The following is a 21,470-nucleotide window of genomic DNA, read 5'->3' on the forward strand; positions in this document are numbered from 1 at the left end:
GGTCAACTTCTCAGCAATGCGCCTGCGATGGGATACACCCGGTCACGGCCCAGCATGTAGGCCGTCAGCGTTTCACGGCTGAACAAGCCCGCAAAGGCGCGGTCTAGCACATTCAAGCTGCCGGTGAGGCTCCCGAAGGCAGGCATCACCATGCGCAGGCCGTCGCAGGCAAAGCATGCGCGGCGCACGGAGCGCCCGCGCTGCACAATGCGTGCTCCGGGGTGGAGATGCCCGGCAATCTCGCCCGCGGCACCCTGCGCCGGTTCGTGACGCAAGACCAGGCTGCCCAGCGCCAGCTCGCTTACCCAATGGCCGGGAAGGCCTTCCGGCGGGACGGGATCGTGGTTTCCCGCAATCCAATACCAGTCGCGCCCCGCCATCAGGCTCAGCAGATGCTCGCGGAAGGCCGCCGGCATGCGGCCCGAGCCGCCCGCGTCGTGAAAACTGTCGCCCAGGCTGATGACTGCGCAAGGTTGCCAGCGCGCGATGACGGCGGCAAGGCGCTTGAGCGTGGCGAGCGTGTCGTAAGGCGGCAGAAAGCTGCCGCGGCGGGCATAGGACGAGCCCTTCTCCAGATGCAGGTCTGAGACGATGAGCAGCCGATCGGCAGGAAGATAAAGCGTGCCGGAGGGATCGCAGACCGCGCGCTCGCCGGCGATGGCGATTCCCACCGCCTCCCACGCGATCCCCTGTGCCACATTCATCCGCCCATGGCCTCCTTGATCAGGCTTTCCGCAGCCTCGCCCAGCAATGATTCATGCGCGCTGCCGGGAACCTGCTCCCTGCCGATTTCCAGCATTACAGGTACCGCCAGCGGCGAAATCCTCTCCAGATCCTTATGCATGATTCGGCCGCGGATGCGCGACAGCATCTCGCCGAGGCGCCCGATGTCGAGCAAGCCTGTCGCCGCATCATGCCATGTGGCCTGAAGCAGGATGTGATCGGGCTCATGGGTGCGCAAAACGTCGTAAATAAGGTCGGCGGAAACCGTGACCTGCCGCCCCGTCTTCTCCTTACCGGGATGGTTCCGCTCCACCAGGCCGGAGATGACTGCACAATTGCGGAAGGTGCGCTTCAAGAGCCAGCTGTCGGCGAGCCAGCTTTCGAGATCCTCCCCCAGCATGTCCTCGTCGAAGAGCCGGCCGAGAGAAATGTGGCCGCGGCGGATCATGTATCCCATGTCCTCCAGCGCCCAGATGGCAAGAGAATAGTCCGTCGCCACGAAGCCGAGCGGCCTCGCGCCGAAGCGCTCCAGCCTGCGCGTGAGCAGCATGCCCAGCGTCTGGTGCGCAAGCCTGCCCTCGAATGGATAGGCCACCATGTAGAAGCGATCGCCGCGCGGGAAGGTCTCGACCAGGAGATCCTCCTTGCGCGGCAGCACGGAGTTTTCCTGCTGGATCCTAAGCCAGTCTGAGACCTGGTCGGGCAGCGCCTTCCACCGGGCGGGGTCGGCCAGAATCGCGCGCACCTCGGCGGCCAGGTAGGTGGAGAGCGGAAATTTGCCGCCGGCATAGGAGGGCACCATTGCGTCCTGGTCCGCGGCGTTGGTGACGAAGGCCTCGTTCTCGCGAATGCCCTCGAACCGCACAACGCGGCCGGAGAATGTGAATGTGTCGCCCGGCGCGAGCGTCTCCAGGAAATATTCCTCCACTTGGCCGAGCAGCAGGCCGCCGCGTACGCTGCCGCCCGCGCCCTGCCTGCGCGTGAGCCTTACATTGAGCATCGGCGCCTCGACGATCGTACCCACATTGAGCCGATATTGCTGGGCGACATTGGGATGGGAGATGCGCCAGCGGCCCTCTTTCATCCTGCGGATGCGGGCATAGCGTTCGTAACTTTTCAGCGCGTAACCGCCGGTCGCAACGAATTCGACGACGCGGCCGAAGGTGGCGCGGTCGAGCGTGGAATAGGGTGCGGCGCTGCGAATCTCGTCGTAAAATTCGTCCTCGTCGAAGGGGCCGGCGCAGGCGCGGCCCAGCACATGCTGTGCCAGCACGTCGAGAGACCCTTCGCCTAAGGGGGGCGTATCCTGCGCGCCGAGATAGTTGGCCTCGAGCGCCGCCCGGCACTCCATCACCTCGAAGCGGTTAGCGGGCACGAGGATCGCCTGGCTCGGCTCATCCATGCGGTGGTTGGAACGCCCGATGCGCTGGGCAAGCCGGCTCGCCCCTTTTGGCGCGCCTACATGCACGACAAGGTCCACGTCGCCCCAGTCGATGCCGAGGTCGAGTGTGGAGGTGGCCACGATCGCGCGCAGGCTGTTCGTCTCCATCGCCTTCTCCACGCGACGCCGCTGTGCCACGTCCAGAGAGCCGTGATGGAGCGCGATCGGCAGGTTATCCTCGTTGATATGCCAGAGCTCACGGAAGAGAAGCTCGGCCTGGCTGCGCGTATTGACAAAGAGCAGCGTCGTCTTGTGTCGTTTGATGGCCTGGTAGATCGAGGGAATGGCATAGCGCGCCGAATGCCCGGACCAAGGCACGCGCTCGTCCGTATCGAGGATCGTGATTTCGGGCTTGGCACCGCCCGCCACTGTGACGATGTCGGCCATGGCCCCCGGCGGAGTCTGGTCCACGAGCCATCGGCGTAGCGCGTCCGGCTCCGCCACCGTGGCCGAAAGGCCGATGCCTGTCGTTCCGCGAGCCAGCCGCCGCACTCTGGCGAGGCCCAGCGACAAAAGGTGCCCGCGCTTTGAGGTGACGAGCGAGTGCAGCTCATCCAGCACGATAAAGCGCAAGCCGGCAAAGAAGCGGTCGGCATCCGCCGACGCGATCAGCAGGGCAAGTTGCTCCGGCGTCGTCAGCAGGATGTCCGGCGGAGCATATTTCTGGCGCTGGCGCTTGTACGCAGGCGTGTCGCCGGTGCGTGTCTCGATGCGGATATCGAGGCCGATCTCCTCCACCGGTTTCATCAGGTTGCGTTGGATATCGACGGCGAGCGCCTTCAGCGGTGAGATATAAAGCGTGTGGATGCCGCGATGCGCTTCACCCGGCTTGCGCTTTGGCCTTAGGGCGAGATCGGCGAGCGAGGGCAGGAAGCCTGCAAGCGTTTTGCCTGCCCCCGTTGGCGCGATGAGCAGCACCGAGCAACCTTCACGCGTACGGCGTAGAAGCTCAAGTTGATGCGGGCGCGGCGACCATCCGCGCGCGGCGAACCATTCGCGGAAAGGCGCGGGGAGGAGGGCGGCGCGGTCGCCGTCGATGAGATCCGTCTGTTCCAAGGCAATTAGAACTAATGCAGAACAGATCGGCGGCCAAGTGGGGGCATCTTCCTTTTCTACGGCGTTGGGCCGGCAGGCCAGAGCTGACCTTTCCGTCTACTGCGACTCAGTCCGCTCGGCTGCTTCTTCAAGCATCACGACATCACCCGCCACCGCAGCCGCTCCCGCCCGCACCGCCACCACGATGAGCCCTCGCACCGGCTCGCCGCGATCCATACGGATCGTGGCGGGTTCGAAGGAGGCAATGTCGAAGCCGGCAGCGGCAAGCAGCGCCTGGACATGAGCTGGTGAATGGGCGTAGCGGCGCGAAGGGCGCAGCACCATCTCCTCCGGCGCTTCATGGGTTTCGACCGAGAAGGCGAAGACCGCTCCCGGCTGCAGGCTCGCGGCCACCAAATCAACAATGGGGGCCAAGGCCCCCACATACATGAACACATCCGCCGCCGTGACGAGATCGGCTTCGCGCGGCAGAGCGCCGAGCGTCAGCAGGTCTTCGCGCGAAAGGCGATCATAGATGCGCTTGGCCTCTGCCCGCTTCAGCATCTCGCCGGAAATGTCTATGCCTTCGAGAAAGCTTGCGGCAATCCTCAGCCGCTCGCCCATCAGGCCGGTTCCGCAGCCGAGATCTACCGCATGGGCAAAGCGCTCGCGTCCGAAGTTTTTCAGGGCCTGCCAGAGCAGTTCGGGCACGCGATAGGCAAGCTTTTCGACCAGCGCCTCGTCGAAATTCTCCGCATACTGATCGAAAAGCGTCTCCACGAATGCGCTGGGAGCGGCCTGCAGGCCCGCCAGCGCGCCATGCAACTCCAGCTTCAGCCCAGCGCCCAGCCGGTCTTCCGGATCGAGTCGCAGCACCTTGCGCCAAGCCTCGATGGCGGCGGCAAGTTCACCAGCCTGCTCCAGCATCTCGCCGTGCCGGAAATGGCCCGCCACCCATTCGGGCGCGAGCGCGAGCGCTTCACCTATAAGCTCAGCGGCCGCCTTGTGCTCGCCGGTTTCGAAAAGCATTTCGGCATAGTCGGCGCGTCGGTCGGCCAGCAGATTGCCCGAAGAGAAGGAAAGGGGGATCATGCAGAGGGGTTCCGGGAGGAAGCGCGCGGCTTATGCTGGAGAAATGCGGCATTTGCAAGCGCCTTTTGTTCGGCGCAAAAACGCCTATCTTCACGGCATGGCTCCGCTTCTTCGCTCCCAACCGCAAGGCCTCTGCTGTCCCGAGGGAGGCTTTTTTATCGATCCGGTGAGACCGGTAGAGCGCGCGCTGATCACTCACGGCCATTCCGACCACGCGCGGGCGGGCCACGGCGCGGTGCTTGCCACCCGAGAGACGCTGGACATCATGGCGCTGCGCTATGGTCCGGGCTTCGCCGGCTCCACGCAGGAGATAGGGCTAGGCGAGACCGTGACGATCGGCGGCGTGGCGGTGACCTTCCACCCAGCCGGCCACGTGTTGGGCTCGGCGCAGATCTGCGTGGAGGCCAACGGCACGCGCATCGTAGCCTCCGGCGATTACAAGCGAAGCCCCGATCCCACCTGCACTTCCTTCGAGCCTATCCCCTGCGACATCTTTATTACCGAAGCCACCTTCGCGCTGCCGGTCTTCACCCATCCGCAGGCATCGCACGAGATCGGGCATTTGCTGAAATCGGTCAGGCAATTTCCCGAGCGTACGCACATCGTAGGTGCCTATACGCTGGGCAAGGCGCAACGCGTGATCGCGCTGCTGCGCGAGGCAGGATACAACGAACCCATCTACATTCACGGCGCGCTTTCCAAGCTCTGCGGATATTACGAGAGTGCCGGCGTGCCGCTCGGCATTCTGGAGCCTGCGACGATGGAAGAGCGCGGCGCGGCACCCCCCGTGGGCTCGATTGTCGTGGCGCCTCCGGCCGCGATCGACGACCGCTGGTCTCGCCGCTTCGCCGATCCGCTCGCCTGTTTCGCCTCCGGCTGGATGCGCATCCGCCAGCGCGTGCGCCAGAGGGGAGTGGAACTGCCGCTCATCATCTCCGACCATGCCGACTGGGAAGAGCTGACGCAGACGATCCGCGAAACGGGCGCCGGCGAGGTATGGGTGACGCATGGTCGCGAGGAGGCGCTTGTTCGCTGGTGCGAGATCAATGGCATCGCGGCGAAACCCTTGCATCTTGCGGGCTACGAGGACGAGACGGAATAGTGGAACGCTTCGCCGAACTCCTCGACCGGCTGGTGCTGACGCCATCGCGAAACGGCAAGCTGCGGCTCCTGACCGACTATTTCGCAACCGTGCCCGACCCCGACCGCGGCTATGGGCTCGCTGCACTCACCGGGGGCATCGGCTTTCCCGCGGTGAAGCCGGCCATGCTGCGCATGCTGGTGATGGAGCGGGTCGACCCTGTGCTTTTCGGCTATTCCTATGACTATGTGGGCGATCTTGCCGAAACCGTCTCGCTCATCTGGCCGGCGGGCGAAAACGAGGAGGCGGAGGCGCCGTCGCTCTCGGAAGTGGTGGAGCGGCTAGCGCAGGCAAGCCGCTCCGATGCGCCGGCGGTGGTGGCCCGGCTCCTCGACCAGCTTTCTCCCTCCGGCCGCTTCGCCGCGATCAAGCTTGCCACGGGCGGCCTGCGCGTCGGCGTCTCCGCGAGGCTCACAAAGCAGGCGCTCGCCGATTTCGGCCAGGTGGATGTGCAGGAGATCGAAGAACTCTGGCACGGGCTCTGGCCGCCCTATACCGAACTGTTCGCCTGGCTGGAAAAGCGAGGGCCCAAGCCGGAAAATGCCGCCAAGGCGCCGTTCCGGCCCGTCATGCTGGCACATGCGATCGAGGAGGCGGACTTTGCCAATCTTAAGCCTGCGGACTATGCCGCCGAATGGAAGTGGGACGGCATTCGCGTGCAAGCCGTGGCTGAAGATGGCGTGCGCAGGCTCTATTCCCGCACGGGCGACGATATTTCCGGCGCCTTTCCCGACCTTGCTGAGGCCATGGATTTTGAAGCAGCCCTCGACGGCGAGCTTCTGGTGGGCGACCCGCGCGAGAGGACCGGCACTTTTTCTGACCTGCAGCAGAGGCTGAACCGCAAGAGCGTCTCGCAGAAGATGCTCAGGGACTATCCGGTTTTCATGCGCTGCTATGATGTCCTGTCGCTCGGCGGGCGCGATACGCGGCCGCTGGCCTATGCGGAGCGCCGCGAGCTTCTGAAAGAGTTCCTGACCACGCTTCCACCTGATCGCTTCGACCTCTCGCCCGCAATTTCCTTCGAGACCTGGGAGGATCTTGACGACAAACGCTGCAACCCGCCGCATCCCATTATCGAAGGGGTGATGCTGAAGCGCAGGGATTCACATTATCTGCCGGGCCGTCCGAAAGGACCTTGGTTCAAGTGGAAGCGCGATCCTTTCACGGTGGACGCGGTTTTGATGTATGCCCAGCGCGGCCATGGCAAGCGGTCAAGCTTTTACTCCGACTATACGTTCGGGGTATGGGCCGGACCGGAGGAGGAGCCGATGCTGGTGCCGGTGGGAAAAGCCTATTTCGGCTTCACCGACGAGGAGCTGAAGCAGATTGACAAATACGTGCGGGATAACACGACAGAGCGTTTCGGCCCCGTGCGCGCGGTGCGCGCGGACCGCAATCATGGGCTCGTGCTCGAAGTGGCCTTCGAAGGCCTTGCCCGTTCCACGCGGCACAAATCCGGCATAGCCATGCGGTTCCCGCGCATTTCGCGCCTGCGCTGGGATAAGCCGAGCCGAGAGGCGGACCGGATCGAAACGCTGGAGGCGATGATACCAAAGGGCGCAGGTGCTTGATGACCTCCGCTCCTTTCATTCCATTCGCTACTCGCTTTTTACTCCGCTTCCCGCACCCTTAATGAGAAAACATTCAACATCCTGCGTTGCCCACTGACATCCGGCGAAATCGAAATCCGGCCGCCGCCGCTTGGCTGCTGGTCCGGCAACTCGACTTCGAAAAGGTATTCGGAGGAAGTATTCCCGACCTGATAGCGCGTTCGTCCACAGCCGCCCAATGGGCCGAAATCGCAGGAAATGGAGATTTCCGTCTCGCCTTCCGCCGCCTGCGCGTTCAAGCTGAAGACGGCACGTTTTCCGGCAAGTTGCTCCAGCACTCCCTGCCCGATATCGAAGCCAATTGCCGTCCCCGGATTTTCCGCGCCGATCTGGAGATAGGCTTCCTCGCCCTGCTGCAACGCTTCCGCGCTGCCGCCTGCCGGTGCTTCCACCGTGGTCGGGTCGGCGGGAGAGAAAATTGTGATCCAATCCTGATCTTCCGCGGAGCTTTTGGCAAGACGGGGCGGCGCATTGCTGTTTTCCCCGAAGCTTGCCGTATCGTCGCCTGACGCAGTGGGGGGCGTTGGGATCCCGCCTATGGTCCACCAGAGGCCAAGCATGATCATCGCCAGCAGGACGAGGATGAACAAAGAAAAAGCGAGCGGGCGCCGCCTCTTCCGCTCGCCGGCAACAGGCGTTCGCACTTCATTGAGCGGAGAATAGTCTGGTCTTGTGCCGCCGCGTCTCTCCAGTCGCTCCTCGCGCTCGATACGGGGCACGAAGTCGGGTTCAAATACCGCCTCTTCCGGCGTCTGGCCTGAAGGCCGGTCGGTGGGGGAGGGCGCCGTCGGGAATGGCTGCGTCTGGTTCGACTCCGCCGCGACATATTCTCGCTCCACATCAATGATCGCCGCCTTCATCTGCTCGCGGCGGCGGTGCATGTCCTCCTCCGGCAGGTCACGGCGCGCCTGGAACGAACGCTCGAGGGCGGCAAAGGCCTGCCGGTACACCTTCTCGCGAAAAGCGCGGTCGTTCGCGTCGCCCTTTTCCAGGGCGGTTCTGATCGCCTTTTTTACGACTTCCAAATCCGGTTCCCTCGCATTGTCGTTAACCCATGGTTAACCCTACCCGCCGATGCAATCAACGCAGATTGCGGCAGTAGCGCAATAGGGGCGGTGCGGTGGAAGGTGACGAGGGAGATCAGCAAACCGCATCCTGATCCTTAGCGCCACTGGCGCTATTGCCTTTTTGGTCCCCCTATTGCCTTACTGCCCACTGCCTTATTGCCTCACGGAGCATGCTATGCTGAAGACCCCCTACCTCCTTTTCCTCGGCGATGCGCCGGATCAGCTCGCCGCCAAGGTGGCCCAGGGTATCAAGGATTGGCGTCCGGAATTCTGCCTGGGCCAGCTGCGCCTTCCTGGCTGCAAGGCTGATCTCGGCCTGCCCGAGATGACGGTGGAACAGGCCCGGATCTCCGGCGCGAAAACCATGGTGGTTGGAGCAGCCAATCGCGGCGGCGTCATCTCGCCGGCATGGCTTTCTACGCTGATTGCCGCGGCGGAAGCCGGAATGGACATCGCCTCCGGCCTGCACAATCAGCTGGCGGCACTGCCTGAGCTCGTCCAAGCGGCGCAGCGCGCCGGCACGAAGCTGTTCGATGTGCGCGTGCCGCAGCATGAATACCCGATCGCCGATGGAAGGAAGCGTAGCGGCAAGCGCTGCCTCGCCGTCGGCACGGATTGTTCAGTGGGCAAGATGTATACCGCACTTGCCATGGAGCGCGACATGCGCGCCCGTGGCATGAAGGCCAGTTTCCGCGCCACGGGCCAGACTGGCATTCTCATCACCGGCACGGGCATTCCGCTCGATGCCGTGGTGGCGGACTTCATGGCCGGCGCGGTCGAATGGCTGACGCCCGATAACGATGCCGACCATTGGGACCTGATCGAAGGGCAGGGAAGCCTGTTCCATCCCTCCTTCTCCGGCGTCACCATGGCGCTCGTCCATGGCGGCCAGCCGGATGCGCTGGTGCTCTGCCATGAGCCCACCCGCACGCATATGCGCGGTCTGCCGCATTACAAGCTTCCCACGCTCGAGGCTCTGCGGAACCTTGCGCTGGAAACGGCGCGCATCGTCAATCCAGATGTACGCGTGACCGGTGTTTCGGTCAATACGGCAGCGCTTTCGGATACCGACGCGGAGAAGTGCCTGCGCGAGATCGAGGATCGGATGGGCCTTCCCACGGTAGACCCCTTCCGCCACGGCGCCGGCCGGCTGGTGGAGGCGTTGCAAGCCTGACCCGTTCCCGGCGCCCGCTATGCGGGCGCCACCGCTTGCCGGCTCAGCACCTCCTTGAGATTGAAGGCCGCCTGCATGAGCGCGCGGGTGTAATCGCTCTTAGGAGTCCGGAAGACCTCCTCCGTCGGTCCTTCCTCCACCACTCTGCCGGTCCTCATCACGATCGTATAGTCCGCAAGCGCCCTTACCACGGCCAAGTCGTGGCTGATGAAAATATAGGAAAGCCCGTAGCTCTTCTGGATTTGCCGCAGCAGGTTGATGATCTGCTTCTGTATGGAGCGGTCCAGCGCAGAGGTGGGCTCATCGAGCACGATGACCGTAGGCTTCAGGATCACCGCGCGGGCGATGGCGATGCGCTGGCGCTGACCGCCTGAAAATTCATGCGGGAATCGGTTCCTCGCGATGGGGTCGAGGCCGACTTCCTTCAGCGCCTTGATCGCCGCTTCATCACGCTCGCGCGCGGAAAGCTGCGGTTCGTGCACCAGAAGGCCCTCTGTGACGATTTCCCCCACCGTCATCCGCGGGCTTAAGCTGCCATAGGGGTCCTGGAAGACCATTTGCAGGTTCTTGCGGTAGGGCCGCATCCCGGCCCGGTCGAGACCCTGGATCGGCACGCTTTGGTAGACCACGCGGCCGTCCGACGGCAGGAGCTGCAGGATCGCACGGCCGAGCGTCGATTTGCCCGAGCCCGATTCGCCCACAATGCCGATTGTCTGGCCTGCCCGCAGTGAAAGCGTCACGTCCTGCACAGCCTTGAGCTCGAATGCGGACCGCGAGAGGAAACCGCCTCCGGCGGTAAAGGTCACCGACACTCCCTTCGCATCGAGAAGGACCGGAGAATCGTCCTGAACCGGCGGCTTGGATCCTTCCGGCTCGGCTGCGAGAAGCATCTTGGTGTAGTCCTTGGCGGGGCGGGTGAAGATCTGCCGGGTCGTTCCCTCCTCCACCACCTCACCGCTTTGCATCACATAAACCCGGTCGGCGAAGGCTTCGACGATCCCGAGATCGTGCGTGATGAAGAGGATGGCCATGCCGAGCTTCTTCTGAAGCTCGGCCAGCAGCCGTAGGATCTCCGCCTGGATGGTCACATCGAGGGCGGTGGTCGGCTCGTCGGCGATCAGGAGATCAGGGTCGTTCGCCAGCGCCATGGCGATCATCACGCGTTGGCGCTGTCCGCCTGAAAGTTCGTGCGGATAGGATTTAAGCCGCCGCTCGGGGTCGGGAATGTGCACCAGCTTCAGGAGCTCCAACGCTTTTCTGCGCGCTGCGGAAGGCGAGAGGCCCCCATGCACCATGATCGGCTCGGAAATTTGCCGCTCGATCGTGTAGAGCGGATCGAGGGAGGTCATGGGCTCCTGGAAGATCATGGTGATCTTGGCGCCCCGGATGCGGTTGAGCCTGTTTTTCGGCAGCCCGATCAGCTCCTGCCCGCGATAGGAGACAGCGCCCTCTGCGCGCCCGTTGGAGGCGAGCAGGCCCATGGCCGCCATCATCACCTGGCTCTTCCCAGAGCCCGATTCTCCCACCACAGCGACGGTTTCTCCTGCATTCACATGCATGTCGACGCCGCGCACGGCATTTATGCGGCCATCCGGCGTATCGAACGTCACATGGAGGTTGCGGATATCGAAAATGCGTTCGGCGCTCATATCAGCGGTCCCTCGGGTCGAGCGCATCGCGCAGGCCGTCGCCCAGGAAGTTAAGCGAGAAGAGGAGCAGCGTCAGCGCGATCGAGGGGTAGATCAGCATGTAGGGCGCGCTGCGCATGTTGCGGGCTCCCTCGGAGATCAGCACGCCGAGACTTGTTAGCGGCTCCTGCACTCCGAGGCCAAGGAAGGAGAGGAAGCTCTCTAGCAGGATCACCTTCGGGATGAGCAACGTCATATAGATGATGACGGGGCCGAGCGTGTTGGGAATGATATGCCGGCGCAGGATGCCGCCGGAGCTTACTCCCAGCGCCTCGGCCGCCTGCACGAATTCACGCCTGCGTAGCGAGATGGTCTGTCCGCGCACGATGCGCGCCATGTCGAGCCATTCCACCGCTCCCACGGCAACGAACATGAGCACCACGTTTCGGCCGAAGAAGACCACGAGCAGAATCGCGAAGAACGTGAAGGGCAGGGCGTATAAAACATCCACCACGCGCATCATCACATTGTCGACGCGTCCTCCGAGAAAGCCTGCCGTCGCCCCCCAGGCAACGCCGATGATAAGCGCCACGCCCGTCGCCAGCGCGCCGATCATAAGCGAGATGCGGATGGAGACCAGGATGCGGGCAAGCAGGTCTCTTCCGTTGGCATCGGTCCCGAAGAGGAAACGCAACCGCTCCACATCCGCCTCCATAACGACCGAGCGGCTGTCGCCGCTCGTTTCCACAATCCGGACATTGGAGAAGATGTCGGAACGTTCCAGATAGCGGGTCATACGCGGATCGATCTCACGCTCGGACGAGGCCTCGACGTGCAGCGTGTTTCCGTTGACCTCAATCGCGTCGATTTGGAGCCGTGTACGGGTGAGCACGCTTTCCGCCTGCGGAATGATCTCTTCTGCACGCGGATATGCCTCGAGGCTCGCCGGCACTCGCACATACTCGGGATAGACGGTCGCGTAGTGATGCGGCGATAGCATTGGGCCAGAGATACCGGCGAAAATATACAGTATGAGAATGAGAAGGCTCACCATGGCAGCCTTGTTGCGGCGTAGCCGCATCAGCGCTGTCGCCCAGAGGGATCGCCCCTTTACCGCTGTGCCGGCGGCAAGCTCGGGCGTGTTGGTTGCGATATCAGTCATAGCGCACCCTCGGATCCAAGGCGGCGTAAAGCAGATCGACGATCAGATTGAAGACCACAACGAAGACGGCAATGATGATCACGGTTCCCATCACCAGCGTGTAGTCGCGATTGAGCGCGCCCTGCACGAAATAGCGGCCGATGCCCGGAAGTCCGAATATGGTCTCCACCACAACCGAGCCGGTCAAAAGAGCAGCCGCGGCGGGGCCGAGATAGGAGACCACCGGCAGGCAGGCGGCGCGCATCGCGTGGACGATCACAACCATTCTCGCCGGCAGGCCATAGGCGCGCGCAGTGCGGACGTGATCGGAGCGCAGCGCCTCGATCATCGAGCCGCGGATAAGGCGAGCAATGATCGCCACTTGCGGGAGAGCCAGCGTGATCACCGGCAGGAGCATGTTGGCGGGACCGCCATTGCCCCAGCCGCCCGCCGGCAGCAGGCTGAGCCACACGCCAAAGATCAGCGACAAGAGGGGCGCCACCACGAAATTCGGTACGGTGATGCCGAAGGTGGCGACTGCCGTCACACCGTAGTCGATCCAGGAGTTCTGGCGCAGCGCCGCAATCGTGCCAAGCACCGAACCAATCAGGAGCGCCAGCAATAGCGCACTTGCGCCGAGCTGAATCGAGATCGGCAGTCCGCTGCCGAGCAGCTGCTGCACGGAGAAATCGCGGTAGATGAAGCTCGGTCCCAGGTCGCCGCGCGCAAGGTTGCCAAGATAGTAAAGATATTGCTCCCACAGGGGGCGATCGAGATGGAAGACGCGGTTCAGGTTTTCCAGCACTTTCGCTTCGAGCGCGCGCTCGCGGTCGAATGGACCGCCCGGCGCGATGCGCATCAGGAAGAACGATAGCGTGATGATGACAAATAGCGTCGGGATCGCGCCGAATAGGCGCCGCAAAACATAGGCAAGCATCGCCGTTGCTCTCGTCGGGTCCCGGAGCCGCGCGCTTTTCTGCGCGGCCCCGCGGACGCAGGAACTATTCGGAAATGCTCATCCAGCGCGTGGCGTGAGCGTTCTGAATATTGTCTTCCCAGCCCTTCAGCTTGGGCGAGACGAGCGACATGGACGAATAATAGAGCATCGAGATAACGGCGGCATCCTCCACGAGAAGGGCTTCCGCCTGGCGCAGGATCTCCTCGCGTTTTGCAAGGTCGCTTTCGGCGGCCGCCTGGTCCATCAGCTTGTCGTATTCGGGGTTCTCGTATTTGGAATAGTTGAAGCCCGTATTGTCGCTTTCCCAGAGCTGAAGGAAATTTACCGGGTCTGAAAAGTCGCCAATCCAGCCGGCGCGCGCCACCTCATAATCGTCGCTGTCGCGCAGATGCGAATAATGCGCCGAGCCGTCGCGGACGTTGAAGGTCACATTAACGCCCAGCGGTTTCCACATGTCGGCGATGGCCGTCGCCGTGTTCTTGTGGTTTTCGCCCGCGCTATACGAGATCTCCAGCTCCAGCGGATTATCGGGGCTGTAGCCGGCCTCCTTCATGAGGGCGATCGCCTGGTCTTCCTTGTCGAGCGGGTCAAGATCGGCCCATTCCACCTTCGGCCCGCCACCCTCGTAATTGCCGATGCCAGGCGGCACGAAGGTGTAGGCAGGCAGCATGGCGCCCGACCAGATTTCGTTGGCGATGAACTCGCGGTCGACCATCATGGAAAGCGCCTGGCGGACTCGCGGGTCCTTCAGATCGTCCCTCTTGTTGTTGAGCGCGTAATAATAAGTTCCGAGATAGGGCACCACATGCACTTGTTCGCCCAACCGTTCCTTGAGCGACTGGAGCTGCTCTGCCGGCAGGTCGGAGCAACTCAGCACCTCGCCCGCCTCGAAGCGGCGCACGCAGGTCGCACGCTCCTCGAAGGGCACGAATTCCACGCGGTCGATCGAAACCTTGTCCGCCTCGCGAAACTCGGGATTTTTCTCCAGCACCACCTTGTCGTTGGGTACGAAGGAGACGAGCTTGTAGGGTCCATTGGTGACCATATTCTCCGGCTTCACGAAATCGGAGCCGTGTTCCTCGACACTCGCCTTGTGCACCGGATAGCTCGTCTGGTGGGTGAGGAGCTGGAGGAAATAAGGTGTCGGGTTCTCTAGCGTGATCTCCAGCGTCTTGTCGTCAACTGCGCGCACGCCTAGCTCGCCGGGCTCAAGCTCGCCCTTGTTCACTTTCTCGCCGTTCTTGATGACGTAGAGCATGTTGGCGTATTTCGCGCCGGTCTCCGGATTCAATATCCGCTGGTAGGAGAAGACGAAATCCTCCGCCGTCACCGGATCACCGTTCGACCAATTCGCGTCGCGCAGCTTGAATGTCCAGACTAGGCCGTCATCGGACGTTTCCCAGCTTTCTGCGACACCGGGGATGACCTCCGCCTTCGCGCTGTAGATCACCAGCCCCTCATAGAGGTCGCGCAGGATGTTCGCCTCGGCGATTGTCGAAGTCTTGTGCTGGTCCAAAGTTTCGGGGTTCGCGTCATTGCCGCGGATATAGGTGACCTGGGCAAGCGCCGTGCTTGCACCGAAAAACACTCCGGCCATCACCAGAGCGCCGGCCATCAGGGGCCGGATTCCCGCACTTTTCAGCATGATAAGCTCCCATCATCTTTCGCGTTCATGTTTTTGTTGTTGCTTAAACGCACCTGTGGCTGCTTGGTACCGTTCCCTCCGTCAGCTATGTCTGACCGCCTGGCGGCAGCAGGTTGTTGTCGCTTGTCAGGAAGAGGACGCCACAGGACGCGGCGGAGGGATGTTGCGGGAAAGCTCTGCCGCTTTCGCCGCTCTCATCGGTCGAAAAGGCGAATTGCATGCCCTTCTCCACCCTCCGCATCGGTTCTTCGCGCGCGAGCCAGGCCCCCGCGCCATGAGCCAAGAGGCCAGATTAGGCATGGAAATAACGCATACTGTCAATTGGAATTCAGGCGCCGGTAAAGCTGGCAAGAAGGCATCGAATCGACGTTGTTTTCCGAAATAAACTTTCGCGGTTCCCGGTGCCTGTGAACTAATCTGACTTTGATACTAGTCGTTCCAGCGGGAACGCTAAGGATCGCGACCTTTTTACTTGCAACACTGGCGGACCGACACAATGCCACGACGCCCGCGCCGGAGCTTTCAGTCATGCGCCGTCGCAATTAGATAAAGCGATTGAGGAACTGACGCGTGCGTGCTTGCTGGGGATTGTTCAGCACCTCATCCGGCTTGCCGTCTTCGACTACCACGCCGCCATCCATGAAAACCACGCGATGTGCCGCCTCGCGCGCGAAGCTAATTTCATGCGTGACGACCAGCATCGTCAAACCACCTTCGGCAAGATTCCGCATTGTCGTGAGAACCTCACCGACAAGCTCCGGATCAAGTGCCGATGTCGGCTCGTCAAAGAGCAGGAGCCGCGGCTTGATCGCCAAGGCTCTGGCGATAGCCACGCGCTGCTGCTGGCCGCCGGAAAGCTGCCGCGGATAGGAATTCGCTTTCTCCGCCAATCCAATCCGCTGCAACAATTCCATGGCTTCTTCGCGCGCCTCGGTCTTGTCGCGGCCGTGAATGCCGATCGGCGCTTCCACCACGTTCTGCAGCGCCGTCATGTGCGGAAACAGGTTGAAGTTTTGAAACACCATGCCGATCTTGCGGCGTTGGCGGCGCACGGCGCTGTCGGGCAGATGATAGAGCCGGTCGCCTCGCAACTCGAAGCCCATTTGTTCGCCATCGACAAAGATCGCCCCGCTGTCGATCTCCTCCAATTGGTTGATGCAACGCAGGAAGGTCGATTTTCCCGAACCGGAAGGACCGAGGACCGTTACCACCTCCCCGGTGGAAACCTCCATGTTGATTCCCTTGAGGACCTTGTTGTTGCCGAAGGACTTGTGAACGTCGACGGCGCTAACGATGGGTTCGTCGGAACTCATTTTTAACTCTCAGCCTCTTCGGAAAGAGCGTCGTCATCGACCACGCCGCGTTCGCTGCGACCGAAATGCCGCTCCAGAAACTCCTGGCCTACATTCAGAAGCGAAACGATAAAAAGATACCAGGCCGCGGCGACCAGAAGCAGCGGAATGACCTCGAAGGTTCGATTGTAGATGGCCTGCACCGAGTAGAGCAGATCGGACATCGCGATGACGCTGACGAGCGAAGTCGCCTTTACCATGGAGATGAACTGATTGCCCGACGGCGGCACGATGAATCGCATGGCCTGCGGTAGGATAACCCGACGCAAGGCCCGCGCGCGGGACATGCCGAATGCCTGTGTCGCTTCGATCTGTCCGCGGTCGACCGAAAGCAGACCGCCTCGAATGATCTCGGCCATGTAGGCGGCCTCGTGAAGCGCAAGGCCGATGATTGCCGCCGTGAGCGGCGAAATCAAGCTGTTCGTCTCCCATGCTCCCAGCTCGGGACCAAACGGTATCGAGATTTTCACTTCTGGAAAGAGCGCCGAGAGGTTGTACCAGAAGATCAGTTGCACAAGCAGCGGAACGGCGCGAAAGAACCACAGGAAGCCGGCTGCAAAGCCGGACAGAAGCCGGTCCGGCGACATGCGCATCAAGGCGATGACCAGCCCGAACAGGATGCCCAGCGCCATTGAGACAACGCTCAGACCGAGTGTGATCTTGAGGCCATCCAGAATATTCTGGTGGAAGAGGTACTCGCCGACCGTCGCCCACCCGAAATTCGGATTCTGGCCGACCAGCATGACCGCTTCCAGAACGATCCAGCCGAGAACGAGCCACGCCACCAGCCGCCATATCGGGAAAGGCTTGTAGGCGTCGGCGACATTCCTCGAAACGCGCAGCGCAGCACTTTGTCCGGGCGACGCGCTTATGTCTTGTGCCGTGGTGTTCATCTTACCAGGTCGACAGGTTGATGCCGGGTTTGGCTAGCATGTTGTTTTCAAGGCCCCACTTCTTCATGATCGTGTCGTAAGTGCCGTTCTCATGAAGAATCTCGAAGGCCGATAAGAGCACTGGTCCAAGCGGCGAACCGCTCGGCACGACGGCGCCCTGAAAGAGGTCCTTGAAGCCGTTGCTCTTGCCAACGCCGGCTAGTTCCAGCTCTCCATCGGACTGCTGCACGAAATAGGTCAACGGCGCCTGCGAGGAGAAGAATGCATCCGCCCGATTGGACCGAACCGCGAGAATCGACGTCGGCTGGTCAGCGTAGGTCTTCACCTCAAGCGGCTCTTTGCCATCCGCTTCGCATTTCGCTGCCTGCTCGATAATCACGCGTTCAGCGGAGCCTCCGGCCTGCACGGCAATCCGGTTTCCGCATGCAGTGTCGAGCCCTTCAATGCCGGTCGGATTGCCCGCACGCACGGCGAAAACGACATACTCCTGCACCCAGTCGACGAAATCGTTATTTTCGCGCCGCGACACGAAATCGCCCACCGGCCCCATGGAGAATTCGTAGCGCCCGGCGCCGATGCCGCTCAGCAGTGCCGGTAAGCCAGCCACCGTGGCGTGGCGGATCTCGATGCCGAGAATACCCCCCAATGCATTGGCCATGTCCGCGGATGCACCGGTCACCTTGTTAGCGCTCTCGATGAATTCATAGGGCGGAAATGAGCTGGAATTGACGGCCGTCATATAGCCCTTCTCGCGGATCTTCTCCGGCAATTGGGCATTCAGCTCCTTGTTCATCTCCTGCGCGGGAAGTTCGCCATCCTGTGCCTGTGCGGCACCAGCCATGAAACCAGCGACGAGTATGGCAACGCCGTATTTCAGCATGGTATTTGACATGATTCTCCTCCCTTTCCTCTCTCTGAAGCGATTAAGCCAGTTGCGGTTGTGCGAACTGGCGGTTGGCAAGCACTGGCAAGGCGCTTCTTGCGTGGGTAAGGCGCTCGCGCTCGATATCGGCAAATATCAGCGTCGGGTCTTCGCCGGCCCGATGCGTCACCACGCCGAGCGGATCGACAATCATGCTCGCACCGATGTTGCGCGGGCCACATTCGCCAACGGCAATTACATAACAGGTGTTCTCCAACGCCCGCGCTGTAACGAGGGTCTCCCAGTGGTGTTCCTTGCCGGGGCCCCTGACCCATGCCGCCGGTAGTGCAAGCACGTCGGCCCCAGCCACGGCGTGATGACGCGCCAATTCGGGAAAGCGGACATCGTAGCAGGTCATGAGCCCCACCTTGAAGCCGGCCACCTCCACGAGATCCGGAATGGCCGTGCCCGGCATGACATGCGTTGATTCCAGGGCGGCGAAGGCGTCGTAGAGATGCAGCTTTCTGTACGCGGCGATGATCTTGCCATCGCGCAATGCGACCAGCACATTATGCACGCGCGTCTCGCCCTCGATCGGCACATGAATGCAGAACATGGTCGTCATCTGAGAGCCTTCGCTGGCCCGCAGCATCTCCGTCATGAACGGACCGTCCAAGGGCTGTGCGGCCTTGAGGACGATGTCGGGATCGGTGATATCGCGCGCCAGGATACCCTCAGGGAGAACCAGAAGGTCGCATTTTGCATTCTTGGCTTTCGCCATGATCGCGGTGGCTGTCTCCGCGTTCCTACGCCATTCGTTCGCTGCCGCGAATTGGCCAAGCGCAACCTTCATACCTTGTCTTCCTCGTAGTTTTTGGCTTCAGCCTGCTCTGCCGGCGATGCAAAGATGTTCTCGGGTGCAATGGGCGCCGGGATCAGCCTCTGGTCGTAAGCGGCTTCAACGAACGCTTCGATCATCGCCCGATTCTCGTCGATGCCGCTGCGATGCCAGCCTGCTGGCAGGAGACGCTGGGAACGAAGATGTTCATCGAACAGCCAGGGCGACGTATCCGAATAGCGCATTCGCTTTGCCGCCCAGAATTCCCACGCCCGGTCCAGAAGATCGCTCAGTGCCTGCGGAAGCCACGCATGCCGGTCGACCACCTCCGCCGTCAGCGCCATGGTGTGAATGCCCGGCACGAAGCCATGTTTCTTGAAGTAGGCAACCTCGGCTGCGGGAATGTCATCAAGAACCGGCCGGAATTCGGAGCCAGGACTGAAAAAGCCCTCCGGCATGAAAGGGGTAAAGACCGCGTCGAGTTCTCCTGATCGAAGAAGGTCGAGCATCGGTGTGTCGTTATCGATCGCGTCGATCCAGCCGGGTTGCGCGAACGGTCCCAGCCTGTCGATCGAGGGATGCTTTTCCGTCAGGCGCCCCGCAAACCAGCGTACATCTTCAAGCCGGACACCGGCGTCAAGCAGCGCATGGCGCGTCCAGATATTGCCGGAATCCTGCCAGCCGGTCACGCCTATGGACCCACCCTTCAGATCGGTCAGGCTGCGCGCCGAGTGGGACTTGCGCGTGATGATGCAGCGATGGCGGAAGGCCCGCATCGGGAAATTCGCAATGCCGATATCGTCCGTATGCCCGGCGACCCGCTGCTGAACAAAACGGCTGAGCGACACCTCGGCCCCGTCGAGGTCATTCACCTGCGATGGATTGCCGGGCAGCGTCGCCACACGCTCCAGCGTCAGATCGATCCTTTCATCGGAAACATCCCCAAGCAGGATCGGCGTCAGGAAGTCCCAGTCTCTCATGGCGATGCGCAATTGAACCGGCATAACCTCTCATCCGTTTTTGGAAGTGCGAGGAGAATTAAATGTTCAAGTCTTTGACACAAGTGTTATTATGTTATTGAACATTTAATTGTTGGGAGGGCTGCATGCAGAGAATCGAAGCGAAGTGGCTGGCGGAGCTGCTGGAAGGCCGCAACGCCAAAGGCATTGCGGTCGAAACTGCGCGGCTAATTCGCACCGGGAAGATCCCGGTGGGCGCCCGCCTCCCGGCATTGCGTGAGTTGGCCTTCTTCCTCGGTATCAGTCCCGCTACCCTGTCAGGCGCATGGGCGGAATTGCGCAGGCAAAAGGTGATCTCAGGGCGCGGACGCAATGGTACGCTGATCACCGGCAAGACGATTGGCAAAGCACCGGCGCGTACTGGCCGTATGGGCCATTACACTTCCGATGCATTGGATCTTAGCTTCGCGGTGCCCGATCCCGCTCTGCTCCCCGATCTGACCGAGGCGCTGCGAACCGCTGCGCAGAGCGCATCCCTCAACAGCTATCAGCGCTCTCGGATCGAACCCGCGCTCGAGGAGGCCCTGAGAGCTCGCTGGCCCTATGGCTATGAGGCACTGCTCGCAACCAATGGCGGCTACAATGCCGTCTATGCGACAGTGCATGCACTGGTGCAGCCAGGCGACCTTGTCGCTTGCGAGGAGCCTACCGCGATTCGCCTGCTCGACATCATCGAGGACGCCGGCGCCAAGATCATTCCAGTGGCATGTGACGATCACGGTCCATTGCCCGCGAGCCTCAGCGAAGCACTCAGCCTCAAGCCGGTTTTGTTCGTCTATCAACCCCGTACGCATTCGGTGACAGGCCGGCATGTCACGCCCGAACGGCTCGGCACACTTGGTGAATTGCTTTCATCGAGCAATGTGCTGATCCTGGAAGATGACGGGCTTGGCGACATATCGGCCTATCCATCCCAAAGCCTCGGGTCGCGCTTTCCGGAACGCGTCATCCACGTGCAGTCTTTTTCCAAGACTTACGGTCCCGATCTGCGTCTTGCGGTTATGTCGGCACCAGACGAGATCGTGGAGAAGGTCCAATCCTACAGATTGTTCAGCGCGGGCTGGACCAGCCGGCTTCTGCAAAATGTGGCCGCCTCACTGCTGTCGAGCGAACGAACCGCACGTGAGGTTGACATGGCCCGGGAGGTCTACAAACAGCGCCGCACCGCGCTGATCGACGCGCTGGAAAAGCACGGCATCGAAGCTTTTCGAGGGGACGGTCTCTGCATTTGGCTGGAAGTGCCGTCGGAGGCGTACGCGATGGTCACCCTGGCTGCACACAAAATCGCCGTTCTGCCCGGTGCAAAGTGCTTTCTCGACGGGGGCGGCTTCATCCGAATTGGTACAAGCATGCTCGACCGGAAATATGACGAAGTCAGCCACGCAATCGCCCTTGCCTCGCGGTCTCCCGGACAGCTGCTATGACGGTCTAGCGCTTCAGCTGCAGAGGGCGCACCGGCAGAGCCTCATAGCTTGAGTGATAATCAGCGCTGGCTCGCGGTGCTTTTCGAGGAGATCGAAGACAGTTGCGGGTCCAACCGGCTGCGGCAGGAGGGGCAAAGCTGGATCCACATCTGCCCGTTGTGCTCGCGGTGCAGGAAGACCCAGCGGAACTGGTGGTTGGCCTTGAACCGCTGCTCCTTGCCGCATCCGTCACATTTCCATGTCGGTTGCATTCTCATCCCGCCCCGTGAGATTGCCCGCGATCACCTCCAATTTTCCCCGCCGCTTGGATTCGCGCGGCGGGGATTTGATTTTTCGGTCAGAATTTTCCGACGACGTTGAGGAAGACGCCCTGGTCGTCGAGTGTGAGGTCGCGGAGGTCGTCGGAGAAGCGGCCGAAGTTGTAGCC

Annotated in this window: 19 protein-coding genes; 4 read left to right on the forward strand and 15 right to left on the reverse strand. The window is 61.8% G+C overall.

What is annotated here, in order from left to right:
* Positions 1–2: 2 nt before the first annotated feature.
* From pdeM to GNP00_RS19485, 3 genes are all read right to left on the reverse strand, one after another.
* Positions 3–704: a ligase-associated DNA damage response endonuclease PdeM gene (gene pdeM / locus GNP00_RS19475; protein ID WP_011579376.1), complete on the reverse strand. Its 702-nt coding sequence runs from the start codon at positions 702–704 to the stop codon at positions 3–5.
* Positions 701–3,220: a ligase-associated DNA damage response DEXH box helicase gene (locus tag GNP00_RS19480; protein ID WP_011579377.1), complete on the reverse strand. Its 2,520-nt coding sequence runs from the start codon at positions 3,218–3,220 to the stop codon at positions 701–703. The genes pdeM and GNP00_RS19480 overlap by 4 nt, the downstream gene beginning before the upstream one ends.
* A gap of 96 nt (positions 3,221–3,316) precedes the next feature.
* Positions 3,317–4,291, reverse strand: coding sequence for a class I SAM-dependent methyltransferase (locus tag GNP00_RS19485; RefSeq protein WP_011579378.1), 975 nt, complete (start codon positions 4,289–4,291; stop codon positions 3,317–3,319).
* Between the two features lie 97 nt (positions 4,292–4,388).
* On the opposite strand from GNP00_RS19485, the gene GNP00_RS19490 reads away from it, so the two are divergent.
* A complete protein-coding gene (locus GNP00_RS19490; protein ID WP_166016240.1) occupies positions 4,389–5,393 on the forward strand; it encodes a ligase-associated DNA damage response exonuclease in 1,005 nt (334 codons plus the stop codon).
* Positions 5,393–7,003 carry a cisplatin damage response ATP-dependent DNA ligase gene (locus tag GNP00_RS19495; RefSeq protein ID WP_011579380.1) on the forward strand — a complete coding sequence of 537 codons (1,611 nt, stop codon included), beginning with the start codon at positions 5,393–5,395 and terminating at the stop codon, positions 7,001–7,003. The genes GNP00_RS19490 and GNP00_RS19495 overlap by 1 nt, the downstream gene beginning before the upstream one ends.
* A gap of 38 nt (positions 7,004–7,041) precedes the next feature.
* On the opposite strand, the gene GNP00_RS19500 is transcribed toward GNP00_RS19495, so the two are convergent.
* Positions 7,042–8,067: a hypothetical protein gene (locus GNP00_RS19500; protein ID WP_011579381.1), complete on the reverse strand. Its 1,026-nt coding sequence runs from the start codon at positions 8,065–8,067 to the stop codon at positions 7,042–7,044.
* A 217-nt stretch (positions 8,068–8,284) separates the two neighbouring features.
* Here GNP00_RS19500 and dgcN point away from each other — a divergent pair, with 217 nt between their 5' ends.
* Positions 8,285–9,283 carry an N-acetyltransferase DgcN gene (gene dgcN / locus GNP00_RS19505; protein ID WP_011579382.1) on the forward strand — a complete coding sequence of 333 codons (999 nt, stop codon included), beginning with the start codon at positions 8,285–8,287 and terminating at the stop codon, positions 9,281–9,283.
* Positions 9,284–9,300: 17 nt separating this feature from the next.
* On the opposite strand, the gene GNP00_RS19510 is transcribed toward dgcN, so the two are convergent.
* The 10 genes from GNP00_RS19510 to GNP00_RS19550 all read right to left on the reverse strand — a co-directional run bounded on the left by GNP00_RS19510 (position 9,301) and on the right by GNP00_RS19550 (position 19,604).
* Entirely contained in the window at positions 9,301–10,932 is a 1,632-nt protein-coding gene (locus tag GNP00_RS19510; RefSeq protein ID WP_011579383.1) for an ABC transporter ATP-binding protein, read from the reverse strand.
* Between the two features lies 1 nt (position 10,933).
* Positions 10,934–12,073, reverse strand: a complete 1,140-nt coding sequence (locus GNP00_RS19515; RefSeq protein WP_011579384.1) for an ABC transporter permease — start codon at positions 12,071–12,073, stop codon at positions 10,934–10,936.
* Entirely contained in the window at positions 12,066–12,989 is a 924-nt protein-coding gene (gene oppB, locus GNP00_RS19520) for an oligopeptide ABC transporter permease OppB (protein WP_011579385.1), read from the reverse strand. The genes GNP00_RS19515 and oppB overlap by 8 nt, the downstream gene beginning before the upstream one ends.
* 64 nt (positions 12,990–13,053) lie before the next feature.
* A complete protein-coding gene (locus GNP00_RS19525; protein WP_011579386.1) occupies positions 13,054–14,655 on the reverse strand; it encodes a peptide ABC transporter substrate-binding protein in 1,602 nt (533 codons plus the stop codon).
* An 85-nt stretch (positions 14,656–14,740) separates the two neighbouring features.
* Entirely contained in the window at positions 14,741–14,875 is a 135-nt protein-coding gene (locus tag GNP00_RS23625; RefSeq protein WP_281352089.1) for a hypothetical protein, read from the reverse strand.
* A 322-nt stretch (positions 14,876–15,197) separates the two neighbouring features.
* Positions 15,198–15,968, reverse strand: a complete 771-nt coding sequence (locus GNP00_RS19530) for an amino acid ABC transporter ATP-binding protein (protein ID WP_011579387.1) — start codon at positions 15,966–15,968, stop codon at positions 15,198–15,200.
* Between the two features lie 2 nt (positions 15,969–15,970).
* Positions 15,971–16,900, reverse strand: a complete 930-nt coding sequence (locus GNP00_RS19535) for an amino acid ABC transporter permease (RefSeq protein ID WP_011579388.1) — start codon at positions 16,898–16,900, stop codon at positions 15,971–15,973.
* 1 nt (position 16,901) lies between these two features.
* Positions 16,902–17,792 carry an ABC transporter substrate-binding protein gene (locus tag GNP00_RS19540; protein WP_011579389.1) on the reverse strand — a complete coding sequence of 297 codons (891 nt, stop codon included), beginning with the start codon at positions 17,790–17,792 and terminating at the stop codon, positions 16,902–16,904.
* A gap of 31 nt (positions 17,793–17,823) precedes the next feature.
* Positions 17,824–18,615 (reverse strand): deaminated glutathione amidase, encoded by a 792-nt coding sequence (locus GNP00_RS19545; protein WP_011579390.1) that lies wholly within the window; start codon positions 18,613–18,615, stop codon positions 17,824–17,826.
* Positions 18,612–19,604 (reverse strand): substrate-binding domain-containing protein, encoded by a 993-nt coding sequence (locus tag GNP00_RS19550; RefSeq protein ID WP_011579391.1) that lies wholly within the window; start codon positions 19,602–19,604, stop codon positions 18,612–18,614. The genes GNP00_RS19545 and GNP00_RS19550 overlap by 4 nt, the downstream gene beginning before the upstream one ends.
* 101 nt (positions 19,605–19,705) lie before the next feature.
* On the opposite strand from GNP00_RS19550, the gene GNP00_RS19555 reads away from it, so the two are divergent.
* Positions 19,706–21,043: an aminotransferase-like domain-containing protein gene (locus GNP00_RS19555; RefSeq protein WP_011579392.1), complete on the forward strand. Its 1,338-nt coding sequence runs from the start codon at positions 19,706–19,708 to the stop codon at positions 21,041–21,043.
* Positions 21,044–21,102: 59 nt separating this feature from the next.
* Here GNP00_RS19555 and GNP00_RS19560 read toward each other — a convergent pair whose 3' ends face one another.
* Entirely contained in the window at positions 21,103–21,294 is a 192-nt protein-coding gene (locus GNP00_RS19560; protein WP_157037988.1) for a hypothetical protein, read from the reverse strand.
* Positions 21,295–21,470 lie beyond the last annotated feature (176 nt).

It is taken from the genome of Chelativorans multitrophicus, from assembly GCF_011317445.1.
GTDB lineage: Bacteria > Pseudomonadota > Alphaproteobacteria > Rhizobiales > Rhizobiaceae > Chelativorans > Chelativorans multitrophicus.

Bases quoted from the DNA above. Each gene is read 5' to 3' on its own strand.
- GNP00_RS19490 (WP_166016240.1), top strand. From the start codon at position 4,389: ATGGCTCCGCTTCTTCGCTCCCAACCGCAAGGCCTCTGCTGTCCCGAG.
- GNP00_RS19545 (WP_011579390.1), bottom strand. From the start codon at position 18,615: ATGAAGGTTGCGCTTGGCCAATTCGCGGCAGCGAACGAATGGCGTAGG.
- dgcN (WP_011579382.1), top strand. From the start codon at position 8,285: ATGCTGAAGACCCCCTACCTCCTTTTCCTCGGCGATGCGCCGGATCAG.
- GNP00_RS19540 (WP_011579389.1), bottom strand. From the start codon at position 17,792: ATGTCAAATACCATGCTGAAATACGGCGTTGCCATACTCGTCGCTGGT.
- GNP00_RS19550 (WP_011579391.1), bottom strand. From the start codon at position 19,604: ATGCCGGTTCAATTGCGCATCGCCATGAGAGACTGGGACTTCCTGACG.
- GNP00_RS19525 (WP_011579386.1), bottom strand. From the start codon at position 14,655: ATGCTGAAAAGTGCGGGAATCCGGCCCCTGATGGCCGGCGCTCTGGTG.
- GNP00_RS23625 (WP_281352089.1), bottom strand. From the start codon at position 14,875: ATGCAATTCGCCTTTTCGACCGATGAGAGCGGCGAAAGCGGCAGAGCT.
- GNP00_RS19535 (WP_011579388.1), bottom strand. From the start codon at position 16,900: ATGAACACCACGGCACAAGACATAAGCGCGTCGCCCGGACAAAGTGCT.
- pdeM (WP_011579376.1), bottom strand. From the start codon at position 704: ATGAATGTGGCACAGGGGATCGCGTGGGAGGCGGTGGGAATCGCCATC.
- GNP00_RS19515 (WP_011579384.1), bottom strand. From the start codon at position 12,073: ATGACTGATATCGCAACCAACACGCCCGAGCTTGCCGCCGGCACAGCG.
- GNP00_RS19555 (WP_011579392.1), top strand. From the start codon at position 19,706: ATGCAGAGAATCGAAGCGAAGTGGCTGGCGGAGCTGCTGGAAGGCCGC.
- GNP00_RS19510 (WP_011579383.1), bottom strand. From the start codon at position 10,932: ATGAGCGCCGAACGCATTTTCGATATCCGCAACCTCCATGTGACGTTC.
- GNP00_RS19530 (WP_011579387.1), bottom strand. From the start codon at position 15,968: ATGAGTTCCGACGAACCCATCGTTAGCGCCGTCGACGTTCACAAGTCC.
- GNP00_RS19485 (WP_011579378.1), bottom strand. From the start codon at position 4,291: ATGATCCCCCTTTCCTTCTCTTCGGGCAATCTGCTGGCCGACCGACGC.
- GNP00_RS19560 (WP_157037988.1), bottom strand. From the start codon at position 21,294: ATGCAACCGACATGGAAATGTGACGGATGCGGCAAGGAGCAGCGGTTC.
- oppB (WP_011579385.1), bottom strand. From the start codon at position 12,989: ATGCTTGCCTATGTTTTGCGGCGCCTATTCGGCGCGATCCCGACGCTA.